At 63.8% G+C, this 23352-nt stretch carries 18 protein-coding genes; 9 read left to right on the top strand and 9 right to left on the bottom strand.

Features of this window, described 5'->3' with window-relative positions; translation table 11 throughout:
• Positions 1-43 precede the first annotated feature (43 nt).
• Together PY254_RS01030 and PY254_RS01025 are read right to left on the bottom strand one after the other, a co-directional pair.
• A complete protein-coding gene (locus PY254_RS01030) occupies positions 44-1450 on the bottom strand; it encodes a M20/M25/M40 family metallo-hydrolase (protein ID WP_281013631.1) in 1407 nt (468 codons plus the stop codon).
• A gap of 247 nt (positions 1451-1697) precedes the next feature.
• Positions 1698-4220 (bottom strand): pre-peptidase C-terminal domain-containing protein, encoded by a 2523-nt coding sequence (locus PY254_RS01025; protein WP_281013630.1) that lies wholly within the window; start codon positions 4218-4220, stop codon positions 1698-1700.
• 785 nt (positions 4221-5005) lie between these two features.
• Here PY254_RS01025 and PY254_RS01020 point away from each other — a divergent pair.
• On the top strand, positions 5006-6241 hold the full coding sequence (locus PY254_RS01020) for a TIGR03862 family flavoprotein (RefSeq protein ID WP_281013628.1): 1236 nt from the start codon (positions 5006-5008) through the stop codon (positions 6239-6241).
• An 18-nt stretch (positions 6242-6259) separates the two neighbouring features.
• On the opposite strand, the gene PY254_RS01015 is transcribed toward PY254_RS01020, so the two are convergent.
• Both PY254_RS01015 and dbpA read right to left on the bottom strand, forming a co-directional pair.
• Positions 6260-7036: a glutaminyl-peptide cyclotransferase gene (locus tag PY254_RS01015; protein ID WP_281013627.1), complete on the bottom strand. Its 777-nt coding sequence runs from the start codon at positions 7034-7036 to the stop codon at positions 6260-6262.
• Between the two features lie 29 nt (positions 7037-7065).
• Positions 7066-8445 (bottom strand): ATP-dependent RNA helicase DbpA, encoded by a 1380-nt coding sequence (dbpA, locus tag PY254_RS01010; protein WP_281013626.1) that lies wholly within the window; start codon positions 8443-8445, stop codon positions 7066-7068.
• Between the two features lie 94 nt (positions 8446-8539).
• Here dbpA and folB point away from each other — a divergent pair, with 94 nt between their 5' ends.
• The 4 genes from folB (at position 8540) to PY254_RS00990 (ending at position 11768) form a co-directional block, all read left to right on the top strand.
• Positions 8540-8899 (top strand): dihydroneopterin aldolase, encoded by a 360-nt coding sequence (folB, locus tag PY254_RS01005; protein WP_281015123.1) that lies wholly within the window; start codon positions 8540-8542, stop codon positions 8897-8899.
• A 142-nt stretch (positions 8900-9041) separates the two neighbouring features.
• Positions 9042-10322, top strand: coding sequence for a mechanosensitive ion channel family protein (locus PY254_RS01000; RefSeq protein WP_281013625.1), 1281 nt, complete (start codon positions 9042-9044; stop codon positions 10320-10322).
• Positions 10323-10327: 5 nt separating this feature from the next.
• Positions 10328-10816, top strand: a complete 489-nt coding sequence (folK, locus tag PY254_RS00995; protein ID WP_281015122.1) for a 2-amino-4-hydroxy-6-hydroxymethyldihydropteridine diphosphokinase — start codon at positions 10328-10330, stop codon at positions 10814-10816.
• Between the two features lie 91 nt (positions 10817-10907).
• Positions 10908-11768 (top strand): DUF6159 family protein, encoded by an 861-nt coding sequence (locus PY254_RS00990; protein ID WP_281013624.1) that lies wholly within the window; start codon positions 10908-10910, stop codon positions 11766-11768.
• A 28-nt stretch (positions 11769-11796) separates the two neighbouring features.
• Here PY254_RS00990 and PY254_RS00985 read toward each other — a convergent pair whose 3' ends face one another.
• Both PY254_RS00985 and PY254_RS00980 read right to left on the bottom strand, forming a co-directional pair.
• Positions 11797-12573, bottom strand: a complete 777-nt coding sequence (locus PY254_RS00985) for a pteridine reductase (protein ID WP_281013623.1) — start codon at positions 12571-12573, stop codon at positions 11797-11799.
• Between the two features lie 71 nt (positions 12574-12644).
• Positions 12645-13433, bottom strand: coding sequence for a hypothetical protein (locus PY254_RS00980; RefSeq protein ID WP_281013622.1), 789 nt, complete (start codon positions 13431-13433; stop codon positions 12645-12647).
• Between the two features lie 190 nt (positions 13434-13623).
• Between PY254_RS00980 and PY254_RS00975 the strand changes: the two genes are divergently transcribed.
• The 3 genes from PY254_RS00975 to PY254_RS00965 all read left to right on the top strand — a co-directional run bounded on the left by PY254_RS00975 (position 13624) and on the right by PY254_RS00965 (position 17504).
• Positions 13624-15798, top strand: coding sequence for a TonB-dependent receptor (locus tag PY254_RS00975; protein ID WP_281013621.1), 2175 nt, complete (start codon positions 13624-13626; stop codon positions 15796-15798).
• Positions 15799-15888: 90 nt separating this feature from the next.
• Entirely contained in the window at positions 15889-17082 is a 1194-nt protein-coding gene (locus PY254_RS00970; protein ID WP_281013620.1) for a class I SAM-dependent methyltransferase, read from the top strand.
• A gap of 74 nt (positions 17083-17156) precedes the next feature.
• The gene (locus PY254_RS00965) at positions 17157-17504 is read left to right on the top strand and encodes a VanZ family protein (RefSeq protein ID WP_281015121.1); all 348 of its coding nucleotides are present in this window, start codon (positions 17157-17159) and stop codon (positions 17502-17504) included.
• Here PY254_RS00965 and PY254_RS00960 read toward each other — a convergent pair.
• Positions 17481-19694 (bottom strand): LTA synthase family protein, encoded by a 2214-nt coding sequence (locus PY254_RS00960; RefSeq protein WP_281013619.1) that lies wholly within the window; start codon positions 19692-19694, stop codon positions 17481-17483. The two genes, PY254_RS00965 and PY254_RS00960, sit on opposite strands and share 24 nt — an antisense overlap.
• Before the next feature lie 62 nt (positions 19695-19756).
• On the bottom strand, positions 19757-21004 hold the full coding sequence (locus PY254_RS00955) for a multifunctional CCA addition/repair protein (protein ID WP_281013618.1): 1248 nt from the start codon (positions 21002-21004) through the stop codon (positions 19757-19759).
• Between the two features lie 177 nt (positions 21005-21181).
• Here PY254_RS00955 and PY254_RS00950 point away from each other — a divergent pair, with 177 nt between their 5' ends.
• Complete coding sequence (locus PY254_RS00950; RefSeq protein WP_281013617.1) at positions 21182-21556, top strand: hypothetical protein; 375 nt, start codon at positions 21182-21184, stop codon at positions 21554-21556.
• 39 nt (positions 21557-21595) lie between these two features.
• Here the strand turns inward: PY254_RS00950 and PY254_RS00945 are convergent, their stop codons facing one another.
• Complete coding sequence (locus PY254_RS00945; RefSeq protein ID WP_281013616.1) at positions 21596-23341, bottom strand: tetratricopeptide repeat-containing sulfotransferase family protein; 1746 nt, start codon at positions 23339-23341, stop codon at positions 21596-21598.
• Between the last annotated feature and the right edge of the window lie 11 nt (positions 23342-23352).

The following is a 23352-nucleotide window of genomic DNA, read 5'->3' as shown; positions in this document are numbered from 1 at the left end:
CTGACCCGTCCCGGATGCAACGCTTTGGCAAATCGCGGCACAGCTACGGCTTGTCGGTGGAGGCCGGCATGGCCGGCGAGCGCTCGAAGCTGCCGGCGAAACCCGGAAACACCACCGGACTTTCGTAGCCGTCGGCGGATAGTGCCGACACGCCGAAGTACCAGTCGTCGATCACCACATCCTTGAGCACCGCTTGATCGACATCACCGACGGCGCGCGCGTACTGCCACTGCGGGGCGGTGGTGTCACGCCAGTGCACGCGATAGCCCGCGGCACCGGGAACCTTGTTCCAGCGCAGCGTGGTGTCGGTGGCCAGCGCACCCTCGCTGTCCACGCCAGTCGGTGGCGCCGGCGCCCGGCTGAGCGCCGCCATGGTCACGCTGTTCAGTGCGACAACCCGGGCCAGGTAGCGGAAGTCGATGCCATCGATGGTGTCGCCGTAATGCACATCCCGATCCAGTGCCGTGGTTCCGGTGCGCAGGTCCTGATGCTGGCGTGTGTAATCTTCGTGTGGTTCGGTGACCCGTACGGCGGGAAAGCCGGCTTCCAGAAACGGCACCTGATCACCACCGCGCGCGTAGCGGTCGGTACGGTAAACCATCCGTACGCGAAAATCCGGCAGGTATTGATCGGCCAGGCTGGCCATCATTCGGGCCAGGTTGCGCGAGGGCGAGTCCACTTCGCCGCCGTGATAGCGGCGGTAGTTCGCTTGTGCCGGCGTCTCGTTGCTCTTGGTACCTTCGGAGAAGACCCGCACCACGGTGTTGTCGCGCACGCCATTCTGGCCGCGGCTGTTGCCCACGATATCGTTGTTCAACTCGGCCTCGACCTGCCAGCCCTGGGCAACGGCGTAGTCGGCCAGCACCTTGCCGCCGTACAGCCCCTGTTCCTCGCCCGAAAGTGCGGCGAACACGAGGGTGGCGTCGTTGTCCTGTTTCGACAGCAGCCGTGCCGCCTCGATCAGCGCCGCCACACCGGAAGCATCGTCATTCGCGCCGGGTGCGTCACTGTGAATATTCATCACATCGGTGACTCGGGAATCAAGATGTCCGGTCATCGCAATCACCCGTTGCGGATCTCGTTTCCCGCGCTTGATCGCTACGACATCCATCACTTCGGTCGGCGTCGGTATGCGCTTGCCGGTGAAGGTCTGTGCCGGCGTGATGACTTCGATGCAGCCGCCACATTCGCGTGAAATGGTTTCGAAACGCGCCTTCACCCAGCGTCGCGCGGCGCCGATGCCACGGCTGTCTGACTTGGTATCGGAAAGGGTATGCCGGGTGCCGAAGCCGACCAGATGGGTGATCGTGTTGCGCAGCTCGGCTTCACTCGGAGCGCTGGCCAGCGCGTGCAGTGCCGGTTGTTCGCGTGGCTCTGCCGGTGGAGCAGCGGCGGCGGCACTGCTTGTCGCCAGCAGCAACAGGGAAAGCATGGGCGTGGTTCGGCGCATCGCGAATATCCTTCGGTCGGAAGGCCAACCATACAACGTCGTGGCTGGTGTCAGCTCGCGGCCGGGTCTGGCGTGTTGCTTGCGTCGCTCGACAGCTTCGGCTTTCGGCGGGATGGCTTCCGTTCGCCGCTCGGGTCTCGCGGGGAAATGGACGTCCAGATGCAAAGAGGCCCGGTCGTTGCCGACCGGGCCCGTCCATGCCTGCATTGCCGGTGCGCATCCGTGCGCACCGCAGGTTTCTGCTGGACTACGGCGTGTAGCTGCCGGACAGGGTGACGCCGGTGTAAGAACTGTAGGCACGGACCATGATGTAGTACGTGCCACCGGTGGACGATGAGAAGTTGCAGGTTTCGCTGTTGCCGGCCACGTACGGACGGCAGTCATAGCTGCTGGTGGTCGGTGCCGAGCCGAGCTTCACATACATGTCGGCATCGCCGGTGCCGCCTGAGAGTGCGAAGTGCACGTTGGTGGCGCCAGCCGGCACCACCATGGTGTAGTTCACGGCGTTGTTCTTGGTGGCGTGCAGGCCGGTTACCGGCACACCGTTCTGCAGCACGGTGCCACCGGTGCCGCCGCCGCTACCCGTTGTCCAGGTCGCCTTGACGCTGACGCCGGAGAACGCGGCATACCCATTCAACATGACGTAGTAGGTGCCTGCCTGCGGTGCGGCCACACTGCAGCTCTCATTGTTGCCGGTGATATACGGGCGGCAGTCGTAGCTGGACAGGGTCGGCGCGGAACCGAACTTCGTGTACAGATCCGCATCGCCGGTGCCGCCGGACTCGGAAATCACCAGGTTGCTGGCGCCCGCTGGAATCACCACGGTGTAGGCAAGCTGTGCACCCGTGCCAGCGGCCTGGCCGGTGAGTGCCACGCCGTTCTGCAACACGTTGCCACCACCGCCACCGGCGGAAGCGACCGTCACCGATGCCGTCTTGGTGTTGCTGGCGCCGGCGTTGTCGGTCACCTGCAGCGACACCGTATACGTACCCGCGGCGGCGTAGGTGTGGCTTGGATTGGTAGCGGTCGAGGTGCTGCCGTCGCCGAAGTTCCACGAGCGTGACGCAATATTGCCGTCGCTGTCGGTGGAGCTATCGGTGAAGCTCACCGCAAGCCCGTTGACCACGTCACCGAAGTTGGCGACCGGTGGAACGTTGCTGCTGCCGCCGCCGAGGCCGTTGGCGGCAGCACTGATGATCAGCTCGCCGCGGCCGGTGGCCAGGTCATATCCGGCGCTGGCGGTCTCGCCGCCGTTGTTGCCTGACGTGATGTCGTGGAAGGCGGAGGCCGGCAACTGGTACAGCAGCGGTGCGGCAAAGCCAATGCTGGAACCCTTGATGGCGATCATGCGCGCCCACGCACCCGCGAACAGTGGTGCGGCAAGGCTGGTGCCGCCGTACTGCTGGGTAGCGCCGCTGACAATGATCTTCGAGCCCGAATTGGGATCGGCGTCATAGGCGATATCCGGCAGGCCGCGCTTGTTGCCCGGGGCCACCCCGTTCTGCCAGCTCGGCTGTGCTTCGAAGGTACTGGAGCTGCCGCCGCCGCTGGCCCACACGGTGGCGCTGTTCCAGGTGGTGGTTGACGCATTCAGCGTGGTGCCGCCTACGGCAACCACGTACTGCGACGCAGATGGCCAGCTGGGCGTCACGCCGCCGTCGCTGCATTCGTCCGCGCCGGAGTCGCCGGTGGAGATCGAGAAGGTCTGCCCCTGCGCCACCGCCTGCTGGAAGATCTGGTCCTGTGCGGCGGCCGAGCCATCACTCTGCGCACTGGTTTCGCATTCGCCCAGCGACACGTTGATGATCTTGGTCGCGTTGGCGCTGACGATGGTGTTGAAGTCAGCCGTGAGGTTGGCGTTGGACAGAGTCGGGATGTTGTAGAAGATCAGGCTGCCTACCTGGCCACCCGCCATGCCGACAACGTCCTGGCTGTCCAGGCTCCACTCGCCCAGGCCGCTGGTGTCGGTGCTGGTGCCGTTGGTGTTGATCGTCTGCGTGGTGACCCGGGCCAGGCCGGCGTTGTCGGTGAAGGTGTTGAGGTCGGTGATGGTCTGGGTGATCTTGCCCTGGGTGACGATACCTACCGGCACGCCCGCAGCCGTGGCCACGCCGCTGCCGCCGTAGATCGAGGCGAATTCCGTCGGGTTGTGGCCGGTCACCGCCTGGGTGGTGTAGCTGGCCTGCATCGGCACTGCAAAGGTGTGCGCCTGATGGACGCTCTGCAAACCGATCACCGACAGCACGCTGTCCTGCAACGCGGCCGGGATCTGCACATCACCGTTGTGCATGAAGGCCATGCGGCCTTCGCGGGTGCGCACCTGGGCAAACGTGGTCTTGAAGGCGGCTTGCGCGGTGTCGGCGCGACCGTCGGCCGACACCAGCATGCGGTTGGGCGCGATCTGCACGTTGGTGAAACCGACCGACCTGAGCCACGCGGCTACTTTATTGGCCTGAGTCGCCGTCGGCGCATAGCTGGAAACGAACTCGGGTGCCGGCATTGAATGCCGAGCCATCGACAACGTCGACGTTCTGGCGGTGGCGATGAAGCTTTGCAGCTGGCTGGGGTTGCGCAGTTTCAGCGCCACCTCGATGTGGATGGGCTGGGAAGTCGCCAGCGGACCGCTGATGACGTCACCACGACGCAGCTGGGTGGCGTGTTGGCTCAGTGCGACAAAGGCGTTGCTGCTGGCCAAGGTAGCGTTGGCTGAGGTGATGGCAGCCATGCTGATGGCGGCGGTCAGCAGGGTGAGACGAAAGTGGTTTGGCATTTAGAGCTCCCGGAAGTTTCTTCGAGGCGAGCGAAGCCGCTGGGGCCGCGTTGACCTCATCAAGTGAGCGCCGTGAAATTCACGACGCCATCGGTTTTCTGGACTGCCCAGCGACTTCGTGCCTGCTTCGGCCGGCTCTTCTGCATCCCCCGATGATGGGCCGCTTTTAACCCGAGCAGATAAACGTCCATGACAGGACGCATTCACGGAATCATTCGTCAGACTTGTAGTTGACGAACCGATTGACGGTAGGATTTTCGAATGAAAACCGTCAATAGGATTTTTTCACGGGTCAGGTGATTGGCATCACATTATCGGTGTGCTACCAGAATATCGTTTCACCGTAATTGCTTGCGGTTTTGTCATAGGCCAGGCTGATAATGCATTACGTGCGCAGGCCCTGTCAGACGGGCGTTTCGGCGATCAAGGACGTCTGGATATAACCGCTCTTGCAGCAAGCATGCTGGCGACCATCCGCTTGTCGTTGATTATCTGGATGTAGTTGTGGTTTTGAATCTATCGGCCATTCGTGCGAATCAGCTGGCGTAACTAATTACGCTTTACGCAAGATCCTTGTTTGGCGCCTCTGGCTGCCACTCAATTTCTGGCGCAGGCCCTGCGTATCGGTGTGTGGATACCGTGGTGTCCAGTTATTTCCGGTTCATTTGGAACGAGCTTCGGTACCCTGTTATTACCGTCAACGGGATGCGCCCTGCACAGTGGAAGCGCTGCGCACCCGCCGCTCGACGGTTCACTCCACCCAGAGGGCGTGCGACCATGCGTGAATGAACCCGACGAAATTTCCACGACTGGCCATCATTGGTGGCGGCCCGGCGGGCCTGATGGCGGCCGAGGCGGCGTGCGCTGCGGGGGTGGCGGTCGATCTGTATGACGCCAAGGGTTCGGTTGGACGGAAGTTCCTGCTGGCCGGCAAGGGCGGACTGAACCTAACCCATGGCGAACCCCGCGCAGCTTTCGTCGAGCGCTATGGCGCGCGTCGCGAGGATGTGGCGCGCTGGCTCGATACCTTCGACGCAGATGCGCTGCGTGGCTGGGCGGCCGGGCTGGGCGTGGAGACTTTCGTCGGCAGCTCCGGTCGGGTGTTTCCGCGCGACCTGAAGGCGGCGCCGCTGCTGCGCGGCTGGTTGCGACGCTTGCGCGAATCCGGGGTGACTTTCCACATGAATCACCGCTGGCTGGGTTGGCAGGCGCACTCTGCGCTGCATTTCGCCACGCCCCAGGGTCAGCAAGCGGTGTCAGCCGACGCCGTGGTGCTTGCCCTCGGCGGTGCAAGTTGGCCGCAACTGGGTTCCGACGGCGCGTGGGTGACGCCGCTGCAACAGGCAGGCATCGACATTGCGCCGCTGCAGCCAGCGAACTGTGGTTTTGAAATCAACTGGAGCGAACACCTGTCCAGCCGCTTCGCCGGTGCACCGTTAAAGCCGGTGGTGGCGCACTGGGTGGATGGTCGTGGTGTCAGCCATTCGCGCCAGGGTGAATTCGTACTCAGCGAGTACGGCATCGAAGGCAGCCTGATCTATGCGATCGGCGCGGGCTTGCGCGAGCAGATTGCGGCGCAGGGCGAGGCCACCGTGCTGCTGGATATTGTGCCGGGCTACACCCGGGCGGTGCTGGCAGAACGGCTCGCCGCGCCACGCGGAAAACACAGCATCGGTGACTGGCTGCGCCGCCGCGCCGGGCTGGATCATGCCAAGTGCGCGCTGGCTTTCGAGCTGATCGAAAAGGCCACGCTGGCTGATCCGCAGGCGCTGGCCGCTCGGCTCAAGTCGTTGCCACTGCGTCTGCGTGCACCGCGGCCGGTGGCCGAAGCGATCAGCACGGCCGGTGGCGTGCGACTGGAAGTACTCGATGAACAATTGATGCTGCGCGATCGTCCCGGCGTGTTCTGCGCGGGCGAGATGCTGGATTGGGAAGCGCCCACCGGTGGCTATTTGCTCACCGCAAGTTTGGCCAGCGGGCTGTTGGCCGGTCGCGGCGCGGCCAGCTGGTTGCAGCGCTGAGCTGACGCGCAGCCCTCGTTACTTGCCGGTGCGCGGCACCAGCGTGACCTCGAACAGCTGCGGCCAGCATTTGCCGGTGACGAACAGGCGCTTGTGCGCGGCATCCCAGGCGATGCCGTTGAGTACATCGTCGACCGGATTCGGCAGCTGGCTGTTGTCGAACAGGCCAGTCAGATCGATCCAGCCAACGACGTGACCGCTGGTCGGATTGATCCGCGCGATGCGGCTGGTCAACCAGACGTTTGCGTAGATCTCGCCATCGACCCACTCCAGCTCGTTGAGGTTGGTCACCGGCACGCCATCGGCGGTGACCTTGATGCGGCGGATTTCGGCCAGGGTTTCCGGATCGAGTACGCGCAGCTCGGCGCTGCCGTCGCTCATGTACAGCTGGTGGTCGTCGCGGGTCAGCGCCCAGCCTTCGCCGGGGTAGCTGAAGGTTTTCTTCGGCGTGAGGCTGGCCAGGTCGTAGACGAAGCCGGTCTGGCTTTGCCAGGTGAGCTGAATCATCCGATCCTTCCAGTCGACGATGCCCTCGCCGAAGTACTGCTTCGGCACGCGCTGGCGCTGCAGTACTTCGCCGCTCTCCAGATCCACCTTGCGCACGGTGGATATGCCGAGCTGACCGGTGCTTTCGTACAACTGACCGTCCTTGAAGAACAGGCCTTCGGTATAGGCAGCGGTATCGTGCGGATAGGTATGCACCACCTTGAAGCCATAGACGGGAATCGCGGCCCACGCGGGTGCGACCGAGGCGAGCAGGATCAAGACAAGGCTTCGATGGAACCAGCGCGACATGGCAGGGGCCTCCAGCGGGGTCGGGGCGCTCAGCCTAACGGCCGCACGCGGAAGTTCCGACCTTTGATCTTGCCGGCACGCAATCGTTCCAGTGCCTTGTTGGCCAGTTCGCGGCTGATCGCCACGTAGGCGCGGGTGGCGAACACGTCGATCTTGCCGATGTCCTTCGCCGCCAGCCCGGCATCGCCGGTGAGCGCGCCAAGAATGTCGCCGGGACGCAGCTTGTCCTGTCGGCCAGCATCGATCACCAGCGTCTTCATCGGTGCCAGATGCAAGGTCTTGCCGCGGGCTGGCGCGACTTTCAACGGCCGCCACGGTATCGGCGTGCCGTTCAGTTCTTCGATGTTTGCCGCCTTGGGCCGCTCGCGCGGCGCGCACAAGGTAATCGCCAGGCCAGCCTGGCCGGCGCGGCCGGTGCGGCCGATGCGATGGGTGTGGGTTTCCGGGTCGTGCGCGATGTCGTAGCTGACCACCAGCGGCAGCGCCACGATATCCAGCCCGCGTGCGGCCACGTCGGTGGCCACCAGCACGGCGCAACTGTGGTTGGCAAAACGCACCAGCACTTCGTCGCGGTCGCGCTGGTCCATGTCGCCATGCAGGGCCAGTGCGGAGAAGCCGCGGCGATCGAGTTCCTGCGCCACCGCATCCACTTCGCGGCGCATATTGCAGAACACCAGCGCCTGCTCGACCTGCGCGCCGCCCAGCAGCTGCGCCAGTGCGTCGGGCTTTTGCGCCGGCTCCACTTCATGGAAGCGCTGCTCGATGGCCGGCTGTTCGTCCGCCGGGGCATCCACCGTCACCACCACCGGGTCGTTCTGCACGCGCTCGCTCACGGCGCGAATTTCGTCCGGGTACGTGGCCGAGAACAGCAAGGTCTGATGATGTTTGGCGATGCGACCGATGATGTCGTCGATGGCCTCGGAGAAACCCATGTCGAGCATGCGGTCGGCTTCGTCCAGCACCAGCACCTTGATACCGCCGCCATGCAGGCTTTGCCGCTTCAAATGTTCCTGCACGCGGCCGGGCGTGCCGACCACGATGTGCGGATCATGGGTGAGCGAGGCCAGCTGCGGGCCGAGTGGCATGCCGCCGCACAAGGTCAGCAGCTTCACGTTGGGGATGTTCGCCGCCAACTTGCGGATCGCCTTGCTCACCTGATCGGCCAGCTCGCGGGTCGGACACAGCACCAACGCCTGCAGCCGGATCACGTCCGCATCAATCGACTGCAGCAGGCTCAGCCCGAACGCGGCGGTCTTGCCGCTGCCAGTCTGCGCCTGCGCGATCACGTCGCGACCTTCCAGCATCGGCGGCAGGCTTTGCGCCTGCACCGGGGTCATCTCGGTGTAGCCAAGGGTTTCCACGCTGGCGAGCAGGGCGGGCTTGAGCGGGAGTGTGTTGAAGGCAGTCATGGGCCTAATGATCGCACGCGGCCGACCCGGCGACTTGCATCCGCACGCCAGCTCGCTGATTCTGTACGGCTATCGACTCTTGCCGACTACCGCCATGGATATCGTTTTCATCGAAGATTTGCGCATTGATGCCGTCATCGGCATCTACGACTGGGAGCGTCGGGTGCGGCAGACGTTGGCGTTCGATATCGAGATGGCATTTGACAACAGCGTGCCGGCGGCCCGTGACGACATCGCGCTGACGCTGAACTACAAGGACGTTTCCAAACGGCTGATCGACTACGTCGGAGCGTCCAGCTTCGGCCTGGTGGAGACGCTGGCTGAGCGCTGTGCGGCAATTATCCGTGAGGAATTCGGCGTGGGCTGGGTGCGTTTGAAGCTGTCCAAACCCGGCGCGGTGCGTGGGGCGAAGTCCGTCGGTGTATGCATCGAACGCGGTACGCGCCCGCAGTAATCCTGTTGCAGCAATCGCTGCACGGTTGCATCGGCGGGGTGCGATCCCCATTGTTTCAGGCTGATGCGCGGTTACGCGCTGCATGCCGCCACGATCCGCGCGACCGCTTGCGAGCGGGCGCACGCGCCGACAGGAAGCCCTCATGCGACCACTGCAAGACCTCCTCGATTATCCATCGATGCAAACAGTGCTGGGCGTGCTGGCCCTGCTGGCGCTGGCATGGCTTGCCGGGCATCTCGTGCACCGCCTGTCGCGCCGGCTGGTTGGCAGCATTGCGCGGCGAACCGCCACCCATTGGGACGATGCCCTGCTGGCTCGCGGAACCTTCCGCTGGCTGGCGCGCGCCTTGCCGGCATTGATCATCCAGTACGGCATGGTGCTGGTGCCGGGCGTACCGGCGAACATCGAGGCCATGCTTGGCAACCTGATGACGGCGCTGGTGGTGTTCTGCATCGTGATGGCCATCAGTGGCGCGCTGTCAGCCAGTGATGACGTGTACCAGCAAACGCCGCGCGGTCAGCAGCGGCCGATCAAGGGTTTGCTGCAGCTGATCAAGATCGGCCTGTTCATCGTTGCCGCGTTGATCATCATTGCCACCGTTACCGGCAAGCAGGTAGGCCTGTTGCTGTCCGGCGTGGGTGCGATGTCGGCGGTACTGATGCTGATTTTCAAGGACACCATTCTCGGGTTTGTGGCTGGCGTGCAGTTGTCTTCGAATGACATGCTGCGGGTCGGCGACTGGATCGAGATGCCGCAGTTGAATGCCGACGGCGACGTGATCGACATTGCGCTGCACACGGTCAAGGTGCGCAACTGGGACAAGACGATCACCACGATTCCCAGCTGGCGATTGATCTCTGATTCGTACAAGAACTGGCGCGGCATGCAGGAAGTCGGCGGGCGAAGGATCAAGCGCGCGCTCTATCTCGATGCCGCCAGCGTGCACTTTCTTGACGAGGGCGAAATTCGGCGGCTATCACACTTGCGCCTGCTGGCCGACTACCTGCCGTCGAAAGAACGCGATGTGGCGCAGTGGAATCAGTCGCTGGGCAAGGCTGCCGAACTGCCGGCCAATCGGCGCCGGCTGACCAACCTGGGTACCTTCCGCGCCTACGTGCAGGCATATCTGGATCAGCATCCACAGATTCACCGCGAACTGAGCTGCATGGTGCGCCAACTGGCCAGCGGTGCGCAGGGAATTCCGCTGGAGTTGTATTGCTTCACCAGCACCGTGGCGTGGGCGGAATACGAGGGCATTCAGGCGGACATCTTCGATCATCTGTTCGCGTTGTTGCCGGAATTCGGACTGGCGTTGTATCAACAGCCATCAGGCGGCGATGTACGCGCGGCGCTGGCGTTTCGCAGGGGTGAGCCGGCAGAATCGGCCACTGATCAACGAGTGCTCGAATTCGAAGAGGCATGAAATCCGTGGCGCGTGTCTACCTGAGTCTGGGCTCCAACCTTGAGCCACATCGATACCTTGCTGCGGCGTTGGCCGAGTTGCGTCAGCGCTTTGGTGAGTTGATCGTCTCGCCGGCCTATCGCAGCGCTTCGGTGGGTTTCGACGGCGCCGTCTTCGTCAACCTCGCCGTGGGGCTGGATACGGAGCTGTCGCCTGAAGCGCTGAACGACTGGCTGCATGCGCTGGAAGATCGCCACGGCCGTCGCCGCGATGTGCCCCGCTACTCCGACCGCACATTGGACATCGACATCGTGTTCTACGACGATCTCGTGATGGCGGGCCCCGGCCACCTGCAGATTCCGCGCAACGAACTGCAGCATGCGTTCGTATTGCAGCCGATCGCCGACATCGCGCCCGACTTTCGCCATCCGGTCAGTGGAGCCAGCATGGCCGAGTTGTGGGCAGCCTTTCCGGCGGATGCCGAACCGCTGCAGGTGGAGTCATTGGCGGGCTAGGTTTGCACCACCAGACGATGCGCACTTTCGCGCCGAGCTGGTGGATGCTAGAAATAACGCAGTCGCGCATCGCGCACAGGGGAAAACCATCATGGCCGGAAAATTTGCCCGCAGCTGGGCGTTGATGAAGGCAAGCGCAGCGGTGTTGCGCTCGGACAAGTCGCTGTTGCTGTTTCCGCTGTTGTCCGGAGTTTGTACGCTGCTGGTGGCGGCCAGCTTCCTGGTGCCGGTGGGCTTAATGCTGATCGGCGGCAACCATGCCGGCGAGAATTTCCATGAGCGCATGTCGGTCGGCACCTACCTGCTGACGTTCGCGTTCTATCTGGTGCAGTACTTCGTGATCATCTTTTTCCAGACCGCGCTGACCGGCGTGGCGCTGATGCACCTGCGTGGCGAGCCGACCAGCGTCAGCGCCGGGCTGGCACTGGCGCGGGCGCGATTGCCGCAGATCTTCGGCTACGCGTTGATCGCCGCCACGGTTGGCCTGTTGCTGCGCATGGTGCAGGAACGCCTGGGCCTGATCGGTCGATTGGTGGTCGGTTTCATCGGCCTGGCGTGGACGGTGGCCACCTTCCTGGTGGTACCGGTGCTGGCCAGCAAAGAGGTCGGCCCGATCGACGCGGTGAAGGAAAGCGTGGAGCTGCTCAAACGCAGCTGGGGTGAGAACCTGATCGGCAACGGTGGCCTTGGGGTGGTGTTCGGCCTGCTGATGTTCCTGGCCGTGGTGCTGAGTGCGGTTCTGATCGGCGGCGCCGTGGCGATGCAATCGGTGCCCGCCATCGTGGTGGCTGCGGTGATCGTGGTGCTGGGTTTCATCCTGCTTGCGCTGATTCAGGCGTCTTTGCAGGGTATTTACGCCGCCGCGCTGTACCGCTACGCCGAAGCCGGCGATGCCAGTGTCGGCTTCGATCAGTCGCTGCTGCAGCAGGCGTTTGCGCCGAAGCGGAAGTAGCCGGCCGTTGCGGAACGCTGCAGGAAACTCACACCGACAGCGTTCTGCCGCCGTCCACGTTGAGGATTTGCCCGGTCACAAACGGCGCATCGCGCAACAACCACAGCACGGCGCTGGCTACGTCGTCCGGTGAGCCAGCGCGCTGCAGCGGCGTGCGCGCCAGCATCGCCTGCTGGTCGGCATAGGCCTTGCCTTCTCCCGGCCACAGTACCGCGCCGGGGGCGACGCCGTTGACGCGAATCTCCGGGCCCAGATCCAGCGCCAGCGACCGCGTCATCGCGGCCAGCGCCGCCTTGGCCATGCAATAGATCGGATGGTTGGCCAACGGACGCTCGGCGTAGATGTCGATCAGGTTGACGATGCCACCGCGCGCTGCGCGCAGCGCCGGGATGGCTGCCTGACTGAGGAAGAACGGCGCCTGTGCGTTGGAGGCGAACAGCTCGTTCCACTGCTCGGCGGTGGCCGTGCCCAGCGGTGTGGGGAAGAACGCCGAGGCGTTGTTGACCAGCGCGTCGAGCCGACCGTAGTGCGCCAGCAGCTGCTCGATCAAACGCGGCAGTGCCGGCAGGTCGGCGAGTTCGGCCTGCAGCAGCAAGGTGCTGCCGCTACGTTGTGCTTCCAGCTCGCTGGCCAGCGCCTGCGCGTCACTGGCGGATTGGCGATAGTGCAACGCCAGGTCATAGCCTGCTGCATGCAGGCTGCGCGCAATCACCGCGCCAACCCGGCGGCCGGCGCCGGTGATCAGCGCAACCGGTCGACCCGCGCTGTTTGATCTCGCGCCGTGGTGATCATGTGACAGTGACATGCGGCGGCTCCGGCAGATATCCAGCCCGCAGCTTGCCGCAAAGTTGCGCCAGCGTCACCCGCGCGGCGTGGTTATTCCGGCTTCTTGGTGCGCTTCCTGGTGGCAATCTTGCGGGCCGCGCCGGCGACCTTATGGGCTGCGCCGGTTACCGCCTTGTCGACCAGTTTGTCCACGATCCGTTTACTGGATTTCGGTTTGGTCTTCGGTTTGGGTCTGGGCTGGTCGGCTTCCGCCATGGCGGCATCGCCTTCTTCGGCCATCGTCACCTCGCTTTCGAACAGCTCGATCGCGGTGCTGGCGACTTGTCCGGTGTCGTAATAGGCATAGGCACCGACGCCGAGCGCGCCGATCACCGGCAGCCAGCGCGAGATGCCTTTGCTCAGTGTGCGCTGGGTAATCTTGATGCCGACCTGCTTCGCTACGCGTTCGGCCACACCGAACGACATCCGGCGGAAAATCAGCCGGTCGCCCATGCGCACCACCAGATCGCGGAACGCCTGTGCGGCGGTATGCCGGAACAGACACCACATCATCTGCTCGCGGCCCAGCGTGGCGTGGCGACCGTAGGCGGCGGAAATGTCGCTGACCATCTGGCCCTGAATCTTCCAGATCGCGATCAACTCGGGCAGCAGGGTCAGCCAGCCCAGCGGGCCTGGCGGCAACGCCAGTGAGCCGGCGGTCAACGCGGCACGCTGGGCGGCGCGGTTGGCCAGCCTTCGCGCTTCGTTGGCGGGCTCCTTGCTGCTGCCGACCTTGCTGTCGGGCACTTCGCTGACGAAATCCAGAATCGCTGCGGTGATCCGTCCCGGTTCGACCGGAACGATGACCGCGGGAACCTGCTGGCTGGGTGACTTGCTCATGTGCACTCCCGGTGGACCAGGCGCAGACGCGCCGCTTGCATCCTCGCCAGTCTAGGCAGTGCGTGTGAAGCGGGGCTCAATGCGTCAGCCCTCCCGACCAGGACATGGCGTCACATGCCGCTGAATCGACGCTCGATATGATATATTATAACATAACGATATAACCGAACTGCCGATGTTGGAACTGCCGATGAAACACTCCCTGCTTGCCCTGAGCCTTGCCGTCGCGCTGGCCACGCCGATCGCTCATGCCGCCGAGGTGCCCTCCATCAGGGACGCTGCGCGCGTCGTAAACGGCAACGATCCGACTGACGGCGACAGCGGCAACCAGCCGCCCCAGGTGCAGAATCTGGACGCCATCTCGGTCTCAGGTACGCTCGATCAGGCGCGCAACGCGCTGTCACCGGGTACCGGCAGCAGCCAGTACGTGATCGATCACAAGGCGATCGCCCAGTTGCCGTTGGGCGCCTCCACACCGCTCAATCAGGTGCTGCTGCAGGCGCCGGGTGTGGTGCAGGATTCCTATGGCGGCCTGCACGTGCGTGGCGATCACGCGAACCTGCAGTACCGCATTAACGGCGTGATCATCCCCGAGTCGATCGGCGGCTTCGGGCAAAGCCTCGATGCACGCACGATCCATACGGTGAAGCTGCTTGATGGTGCCCTGCCGGCACAGTACGGCTTGCGCACGGCCGCGGTGGTCGACATCACCACCAGGAGCGGCCATGAGCTTGGCAATGGCGGCAGCGTGGGCATCATCGGCGGCAGCAACGCTACGCTGAATCCGAATGCGTCGATCTGGGGCAGCAACGATCGCTGGAGCTGGTTTCTTACCGGCAACACCATGCAGAACGATGCCGGCATCGAGAATCCCACCGCCAGCAAGAAACCGATCCACGACCACACCAATCAGGTGAAGGGCTTCGGCGACATCAGTTACCTGATCGACTATGACACACGGCTGAGCTTGCTGTTCGGCATGGCCAACAACCGTTTCCAGATTCCTGACAACCCTGGCCAGACGCCCGCGTTCGGCTACCTCGACACGGTCGATTTCAACTCTGCCACGCTCGACGAGCGCCAGCGCGAGAACACCCGCTTTGGCGTGCTCGCGCTGCAAGGCAAGCTGGGGGCGACGGACTATCAAGTGTCGCTTGGCCAGCGCTACAGCAGCCTGACCTACACGCCGGACCGGATCGGCGAGTTGATGTTCAACGGTGTCGCTTCCGACATCGCCCGCCGCAACCGCGCCAGCACCCTGCAGGCGGATTTCGCCACGCCGATGGGCGCTCGCCACACCTTGCGCTACGGTGTTTACGGCAGCTTCGAGCGTGCTGCCAGCGGCAACAATGCCTGGGTATTTCCGGCCGACGCCGGCGGCGCGCAGGTCAGCACCACACCGATCAATATTCGCGACGCCAGTCGGCTCACCGCGAAAACCTGGTCGGCCTATGTGCAGGACGAGTGGAGCATCGGTGAGAACTGGACGCTGAACTCAGGCCTGCGCGGCGATCGCTACCAGCTGGCGCGCAGCGAGAGTCAACTGAGTCCGCGCATGGGCCTGGTCTGGCAGGCCACCGCGAGTACCGTGGTGCATGCCGGTTACTCGCGCTACTTCACGCCGCCGGCGACCGAGATGATCCCCAGCACCAACATCGCGAAGTTCGATGGCACCACCAATGCGGTGGCGGATACCGGCAACAACACGCCGCTGGCCGAACGCTCGGACTATTTCGACGCCGGTATCTCGCAGAACCTCGGCTCGGCCTGGACAGTCGGCGTGGATGCCTACTACCGCAAGGTGCAGCGCCTGCAGGATGAAGGTCAGTTCGGCTCCGCGCTGGTCTATGCCACGTTCAACTACGCAGCGGGTCGGGTGAAGGGCGTGGAGTTCACGGCCAACTATGAGCAGGGCCCATTGTCGGCATACTTCAACGCCTCGCTGGGCAAGGCCATCGGCAAGCGCATCATCACCAGCCAGTACAACTTCGCCCCGGACGACCTCGCGTGGGTCAACGATCACTACATCTTCCTTGATCACGACCAGAAGCTGACCGCGTCCGGCGGCTTGAACTACGCGTTGAGCGATAGCACACGGGTTGGTGCCGACTCCCTGTTTGGCAGCGGTCTGCGCAAGGACGGCGCGGTACCGAACGGCGCGTCGCTGCCGGCGTACTTCCAGTTGAATCTCAACGTCTCGCACGACTTTGTATTCGACGGCTTCGGCAAACTGCATACCCAACTGGCGATGATCAACGCACTGGATCGCACCTATGAATTGCGCGACGGCAGCGGCATCGGTGTTGGCGCGCCGCAATTCGGTCCGCGCCGTGGGCTTTACCTGAGCCTGCAAAAGAACTTCTGACCAAGCCCGCGTGATGGTTGCCGCAACCATCACGCGGGTTCCCTGGCCTCATCCGTTATCCTTGCGGCGCTGAAATCCAGAGCCGCAAGCATGAAAAGCCGTTTACCCGAAGCCAGCGCCGACGAGCGCGCGCACTCCAACCATCTGCTGCAATTGCTGCGCGAGCAGATCGCCTCGCACGGTCCGATGCCGTTTGCGCAGTACATGGAGCGTTGTCTGTACGCCCCAGGCCTGGGCTATTACAGCGCCGGCCGCACCAAATTTGGTGAGGCCGGCGATTTTGTCACCGCACCGGAACTCGGCGAGCTGTTCGCCGGTTGCGTGGTGAATGCGGTGCAGCCGGTGCTGGCGATGCTGGGTGAACAGGCGGACTTCCTCGAACTCGGTGGTGGCAGTGGTGCGTTTGCAGAATCCGCACTGAAAGCGCTTGCTGCCGCCGGCACGCTGCCGCGGCACTACCTGATCCTGGAGCCGAGCGCCGACCTGCGCGAACGTCAGCGCGAACGGCTGCAGGCGAACTTGCCTGCCGAACTCAACGCCCGGGTGCAGTGGCTGGATCGTCCGCCGGAGCAGGACTGGCACGGCGTGCTGTTCGCCAACGAGGTGATCGACGCGCTGCCGGCCACGCGCTTCAGCGTGCGCGACGGCGAAATCTATGAGGAATACGTGGTGCTGGACGGCGAGGGTCGACTGAAGCGTGCCGATCGACCCGCCGACGCGCTGGTATCCGGCGCCGTGCGTCACGTCGAGCGCGATCTGGGTGCCGAGTTCGCCGATGGCTACCGTTCGGAAGTCCTGCCGCAATTGCCGTACTGGATTCAGGCGGTGGCCGGTTCCCTCACGGCTGGCGTGATGCTGTTCATTGACTATGGCTATGTGCGCCGCGAGTTCTACCTGCCCGAGCGCGAGGACGGTACCTTGATGGCGCACTACCGCCACCACGCGCACAACGATCCATTGTTCCTGCCCGGCTTGAATGACCTGACCGCGTCAGTGGATTTCACCGCGCTGGCCGAGGCGGGCAACAGCGCCGACTTCGCGGTGGCGGCGTATCTGCCGCAGGCGCAGTTCCTGATCGGCGCCGGTTTGCAGCAGGTGTTCGAGAATGCCCACGAGCAGGCGAGCGACGAACACGCCCGCTACCGGCTGTCCCAGCAGGTGAAGCGCCTGATGCTGCCCGACCAGATGGGCGAGCGTTTCCAGGCGATGTTGCTGGCACGTGGGCTGGATGCGTTACCCCTGCCGGTCGAGTTGCTGGCAGCGGACCAGGGCGGCCGGCTTTGAAGAACGGCGCAGGCGTTCAGCCGTCTGGACGGCTGCGCTGGCATGCTGCCTGGGCTGCCTTGGGTGCGCTGATCATGGGCTGGACGCTGTGGATGGCGCTGACGCCGAATCCGGATATCACGCTGGCCTTTCCGTACGGCGACAAGCTGCTGCACGCAACTACCTTCACCTGCCTGATGGGCTGGTGGGGGAATGTCTATCGGAATCGTCGTGCACGGCTATGGGCAGCGCTGGCTTGCCTCGCGTTCGGTATCTTCATCGAATTCGCCCAGTGGCTGGACCCGCCGCGCGATGCCGATGTCTTCGACGTGCTGGCCGACGGCATCGGCATTCTCATCGCGCTGCTGTTGCTGCGCACGCCGCTCGCCAGGGTTCTGGCGAGCGTGGAAGCCTTCTTCTCAAGGCTCCGAAGCAGGCAGTGATCCGGTCGAGCTGGCCGCTGCAGGTGCCGAACTGGCGGCAGCGGGCACCGGGCTGGCCGGCGCCGGCAGCGCTTGCACGGGCGTCGAGTCCGCCGGTCGACGCACCAGTTGCCCGCGCTTGAACAGGTCGCTGGCCACCTGATAATAGGCCACCGCATCGTCGATTTGCTGCGGGTTCTGCGGCACGATCGGGGTGGCGTCGCCGGTGGCGTAGTCCGGCTTCATCTGCTCCAGTTTGCGCTGCGGTTCCAGCACGGTGAGCACGTCGTCGTGCAGGTAGCCGAGCTTTTCGTAGGTAGCCGGGAATGCACGCTCGCGGCCCGCTTCCAGCTGGAACAAGTCGTAGCCGAAGAAGCGCGTGCGGTAGCTGAAGTTGAGCAGGCCGAGCACGGTCGGTGCGATATCGACCTGGCCCATCAGCCGTTCCACCCGCTGTGGCGGAACATGCTTCGGCGCGTAGATCCACAACGGGATGTGATAGCGGTTGATCGGCACGCTGGTCTTGCCCGCACTGGACGCGCAGTGGTCGGCGGTGATCACGAAAATGGTGTCATCGAAGTAGGACTTCTCACGCGCACGACGAATGAAGTCACCAATCGACCAGTCGGTATACGCCACCGCGCCCTCACGGGTGCCATTGGCCTGCTTCACGCGGCCTCCGGGGAAGGTGTACGGCCGATGGTTCGAGGTGGTCATGATATGCAGGAAGAACGGCTTGCCCGCCGCATGGCTCTGGTCCATCTGGCTCAGCGCCAGCGTGTACAGATCCTCGTCGGCTACACCCCACACGTTCTCGCCATGAATCGTGGCGCTCTTGGGAATCGCGCGTCGATCCACCGTGCGGTAGCCATTGCTGCCGAAGAACTGGTTCATGTTGTCGAATTCGCCGTAGCCGCCGTAGACGAAGTCGGACTGGTAGCCGCGGTCGTTGAAGATGTCGGCCAGCGAGAACAGGTTTTCGTTGTCGTGCGCCTTCACCAGCGAATCGCCGGGCGTCGGCGGCACCGACAACGCCAGCGCTTCCAGTCCGCGCACGGTGCGCGTGCCGTTCGCGTACAGCTTGTCAAAGAACAGGCTTTGGTCGACCAGTGAGTCGAGATAAGGGGTGATGTTTTCCTTGTTGCCGAACGTACCCAGGTAGTCGCCGGACAGGCTCTCCACGCTGATCAGCACCACGTTGAGGCGTTTCTCCGGACCGCTGCGGCGGATCGCACGGGTAAGGTCGTGCAAGTCGTTGCTGACGTAGCTTGAATCCGGCGTCTTCAGCATCTCGCGCACGCGGCGGAATGCCTCGTCATCGGGCAGGGTGCGATAGAACTTCGCGTAGTCGAGGTGGCTGCTGCGGAACGCGTTGAAGAACTGGTAGATGCCGTTGCCGGCCAGCTCGTTGACGTAGTTGTTGCTGGTGCGGTCTTTCATGCCGCCGTTCACCGCGGCCACCGAGATCACCGTGAGCACCAGCCACAGCAGAGCCACCTTGCCACGCTGCCAGAAGCGGCTGCCATCGTCGCGCACGCGCAGGCCGCGGCGACTGAACGCAAACACCACCAGCGCGAGCGCCGCCAGCAAGGCGACCCACAGGCCGATCGGATACGACTCGCGGATATTGCCGATCACCTCGGTGGTATAGACCAGATAGTCCACCGCGATGAAGTTGAAGCGCACGCTGAACTCATTCCAGAACACCAGCTCCGACGCGCCCACGAACAGCAGGCCGTAGATCAGCAGCAGCGCGAACCCATACAGCACCCACTGGCCGATGCGCGAGGTATAGGTGAACGCCGCCAGCGGCAGCACGAACAGGAACGGCAGGAATACCGGCCAGGTCTGCTTGAGGCTGGCGTGGTAGTGCAGGTGCAACGCACCGATGCACAGCGCGCAGGCCAGCGCCATGGCGAGCGCGTAGATCAGCCAGCGCAGCAGCGGTGCCACGCGTCCGGAACGAGTCGGCACGATCCACAGGAACAGCACCAGCGGCCATGCCACGTAGATGAAGGTGACCACGTCGTAAAACAGTCCCACGCCAAACGCATAGGCGAGGTTGAACGCGGTATGCGGCACTTCGGCGCCAGACATCACCAGCAACACCACGCGGGTGGGGAAGGTGATCGCCAGGTAGGTAATCGCCAGCCACCACAGCGGGCGGAAACGCTGGCGCAGGGGAGAGGTCGGGGTGAAGGCACTCGACACGGGCAACTCCGGGGAAAAGTAGTGGACTGCAACCGCCCGGATTGGGCGAAATGATGGCGTCTTTATACCGCGGATCGGCTTTCCGAGGACTTAGCCTTCAGTTCCGCGATCGCATGGATGCGTGCGTTTTCCATCGCCTGGCCAATCGCCGGACCGGCCAGCCCCTGCGCAATGAAGGGCGCGGAGTCGACCACGGCGGCGACAACCCGTGCCGCGCGCAAATAGTCAGCCTGCGGGTAGGCGTCGTCGCCGTGACCTGGCCGGCCACGTTTGTCCGCCATGCAGGCGGCCAGGAACACGTCCAGCCGTACCGGTCGGCGCAACGCATCCGTCGCCGTCAACAGCTTCAGCACGGTGGCCGGTTTAAGCTCGAACGCGCGGTGCACATTCAAATGTTCGCGACAGACCAGTTCGGCCAGCGCCGCGTGTTCGGTTGGCACCTTCAGTCGCGCCGCCAACGCGCGCAGCGGCGTCACGCCGCGGTGTTCATGACCGATATGACGTGGCAGTTCATCCACCGGAGTCAGCGCCTTGCCCAGGTCGTGGGTCAGCGCGCAAAAGCCCACCACGTCGTCGCCGGGTGTCAGCGCAGCGGCGGCGTCCAGCACCATTTCCACATGTACGCCGGTGTCGATCTCCGGATGGAACTCGGCGCGTTGCGGCACGCCGTACAGCGCATCCACTTCCGGAAACAGCACGGCCAGCGCGCCGCAGTCGCGCAACACGCGCAGGAATGCCGATGGCTGCGCCTCACTCAATGCCTTGCGCGTTTCTGCCCAGACGCGTTCCGGAACCAGATGATCAACCTCGCCGTCGCGCACCATCTGCTGCATCAAGGCCATCGTCTCCGCCGCCACGCGGAAGCCGAGCGGGGCAAAGCGCGCGGCAAACCGCGCGACCCGCAGCACGCGTACCGGGTCTTCGACGAAAGCCTCCGACACATGGCGCAATATGCGCGCCTCGATGTCGGCCACGCCGCCGAACGGATCGGTCAGCGCGCCATGCTCGTCCTCGGCGATCGCATTGATGGTCAGATCGCGTCGCGCCAGATCCTGTTCCAGCGTAATCGTCGCATCGGCCTGGAACACAAAGCCGTGATAACCGCGCCCGCTCTTGCGCTCGGTCCGCGCCAGCGCGTACTCCTCGTTCGTCTGCGGGTGCAGAAATACCGGAAAATCCTTGCCCACCGGTTTGTAACCCAGCGCCAGCAGTGCTTCCGGCGTTGCGCCGACGACTACGCGGTCATGGTCGACCACGGCGCGCTTCAGCAGTTTGTCGCGGACTGCGCCGCCGACCAGGTAGATTTGCATGAGGCCATGATGCCACGGAGATGCGAGTGGGCGAGCTGTTACCCGCAGCGGGCAGCGGCAAGTCGACGGCCTTGTGCGTGCCGTCGGGTCGCCTCAGCACCGCGACTGGGAGCGGTGTTGCAGTGGTGCATCCAAACGGATTTAATGGCGCTCACCCATGGCGCGCAGGTCGTCCGCATGAAAACCATCAGTTGCCTGTTGATGTCGATTCTGCTGAGCGCTGTCACGTTCACGGTGGCAGCGGGCTCACCCTCGCTGGAACCTGCCCGTCAGCCTGATTGCACGATCGGACCCTTGAAAAAGACTTACGGCGGCGTGCACTGGTTGGTCTATGGATGCGCAGGTGGCCGCGACCTCAAGATTGTTTCCGCGCCAGACGTTCCCACCATGGCGTTCTACTTCTTCTTTGCGCATTCCTCGAAAGGCATGCGGCTCTACGGTGAGGGCAACGGAGAAGATCGTGTCACCGACGCGGCTTACAAAGAGCTGAAGCTGTTGTCGGTTGGCGACGTTGCATCGCTGTATCAGCAAGCGGCAGCCGGCAGTCACTGAGCGGGTCGCGGCAAGCGCCGCAACAAACCCCGAGGCCGATTAAATCGACGATCGCTCTGAAGGGTCTTGTTCAAGGGTCTCGGAAATCACTCTCGCCGTGCGCAGTTTTACCCGCAGCTGATCAAGCTTCACCCCATAGCGTTCACTGCGTGCCGTATCCCTTCGTAACGGCTGCCTGACCTGCGCTGCGCTGATTGTCAGCACGGTGCGTGGCGACTGGTGAAATTCAAGGCAAGTGGGATCGAACGGCAGCTCACAGAACGTCAGCAGGCGACGTATCTGTGCTTCCGGATCCGCCTGCAGCGCTTCGTAAGCGTGATCGAAGAAGCGCGCGGAATGGTTTTTCCGCCACAGTTCACACAGCTGCGAATAGCCGGCGTAGTAGTCGACGATGTCGTCGAGATCGTAGCTGTAGTGGACGGACTGATTGCCGAATAACTGGCGGTACAGGGCGAAGCAGGTTTCCAGTGGATCGCGGCAGGAATTCACCACTTGGGCGCCGGGCAGCATGGCCAGGGCGGCGCCGACGAAGGCCCAGTTGTCGACGTTCTTGTCGGTGAAGCGTGGGCACTGTTGGCGCCAGTGCGCGGTGCGTACGAGGTACTCCTGGCCTAGCCGATGCCAGTCTTCGGCGGTTGCCGCTGGCACCCATGCGGGAAACGGCTGCCCACGACGCGCGGATTCTTCGTTGAGCAGTTGCGGCAGGTCGAGAATTTCGTCGGCACCGTCAACCTGCGGATGGGAGGCGAGGATTTGCTCAGTGAGGGTGGAGCCGGAGCGAGGCATGCACACCACGAAGATGACTTCCCGGCCCAGCGTGGGGTCCTGCGGTGCAGGTAGCGGTTGGGCAAACGCCGCTGCAATCGCTTCCACGCGGCAACGCTCTTCATCGCGACTCCAGTAAATGGAGCGTCGCTTCATGGCGTTTGCGTCGGTCAACACATCAAACGCTCGTGCATGGTCGCCCTGATCTTCCAGCGCCTGGGCGAAGGTGAAGCCGAGCAGCAAGCGTGCATCGTCCGAAAGGTCGGAACGGCTCAACTGACGTTGCAGTTGCGTGACGTCGTCCGGGCTGAAAGGCTCGATCTTCATGTTGGCCAACGTAAACCAGGCGGGGGCGAAGTCGGGCTGTTGCCGCAACGTTTCGCGATGGGTCGCCACGGCGGCGGCGGTGTCGCCAAGGCTGGTCAGCACGGTAGCCAGTGCGTTGCGTGCCTGCAGGTGCGCAGGGTCGAGCGCGATGGCGTGCTGCAAGGCGTCGCGCGCAGGTTCCATCTGCGCGCAATATTGAAGTCCCTTGCCGCAGTTGTACCAGGCGTGGGCCGAATCCGGGGCCAGCTGGCAGGCGCGTTGCAGATACTCCAGTCCTGCCTCGCTCTGACCGGTTTCGATCAGCGCACTGCCCAGGTTCATGTTGAGCGTGGGGTCGCCGGGACGGCTGGCGACGGCGCGTTGCAGGTGATCAATCGCCCGGGCCGGCTGGTTGCCCATCAGCGCGGCAATACCCAGCAAGCGATGCGCTTCCGTGCACTCGGGCATCAGCGTCACAAGTTCGGTCAGCTGTTGCTCGGCGTGCTCCAACAGGCCGCTGGCCAAGGCACCGCGCGCTGCTGCCAGTAACTGCACGACTGCCGGCGGAAGATCGGCGGCGCGGCCTTGCGGGTTTGGAGTGGCCGAATTGCCAGACATGATCACCGGTTCCCGAACAAACGAGAACGCATAGTAGAAGAAGTGACGCAGATCCGGCGTCGTTTCCTGCGGCAGCTCTCTCGCGTAAGCTGACACGACAGCTGCAA

The sequence above is a fragment of the Rhodanobacter sp. AS-Z3 genome (assembly GCF_029224025.1).
In the GTDB taxonomy this organism is placed as follows: domain Bacteria; phylum Pseudomonadota; class Gammaproteobacteria; order Xanthomonadales; family Rhodanobacteraceae; genus Rhodanobacter.
Note: the sequence above shows the minus strand (reverse complement) of the source record. Positions and strands in the feature narration are given on the sequence as shown.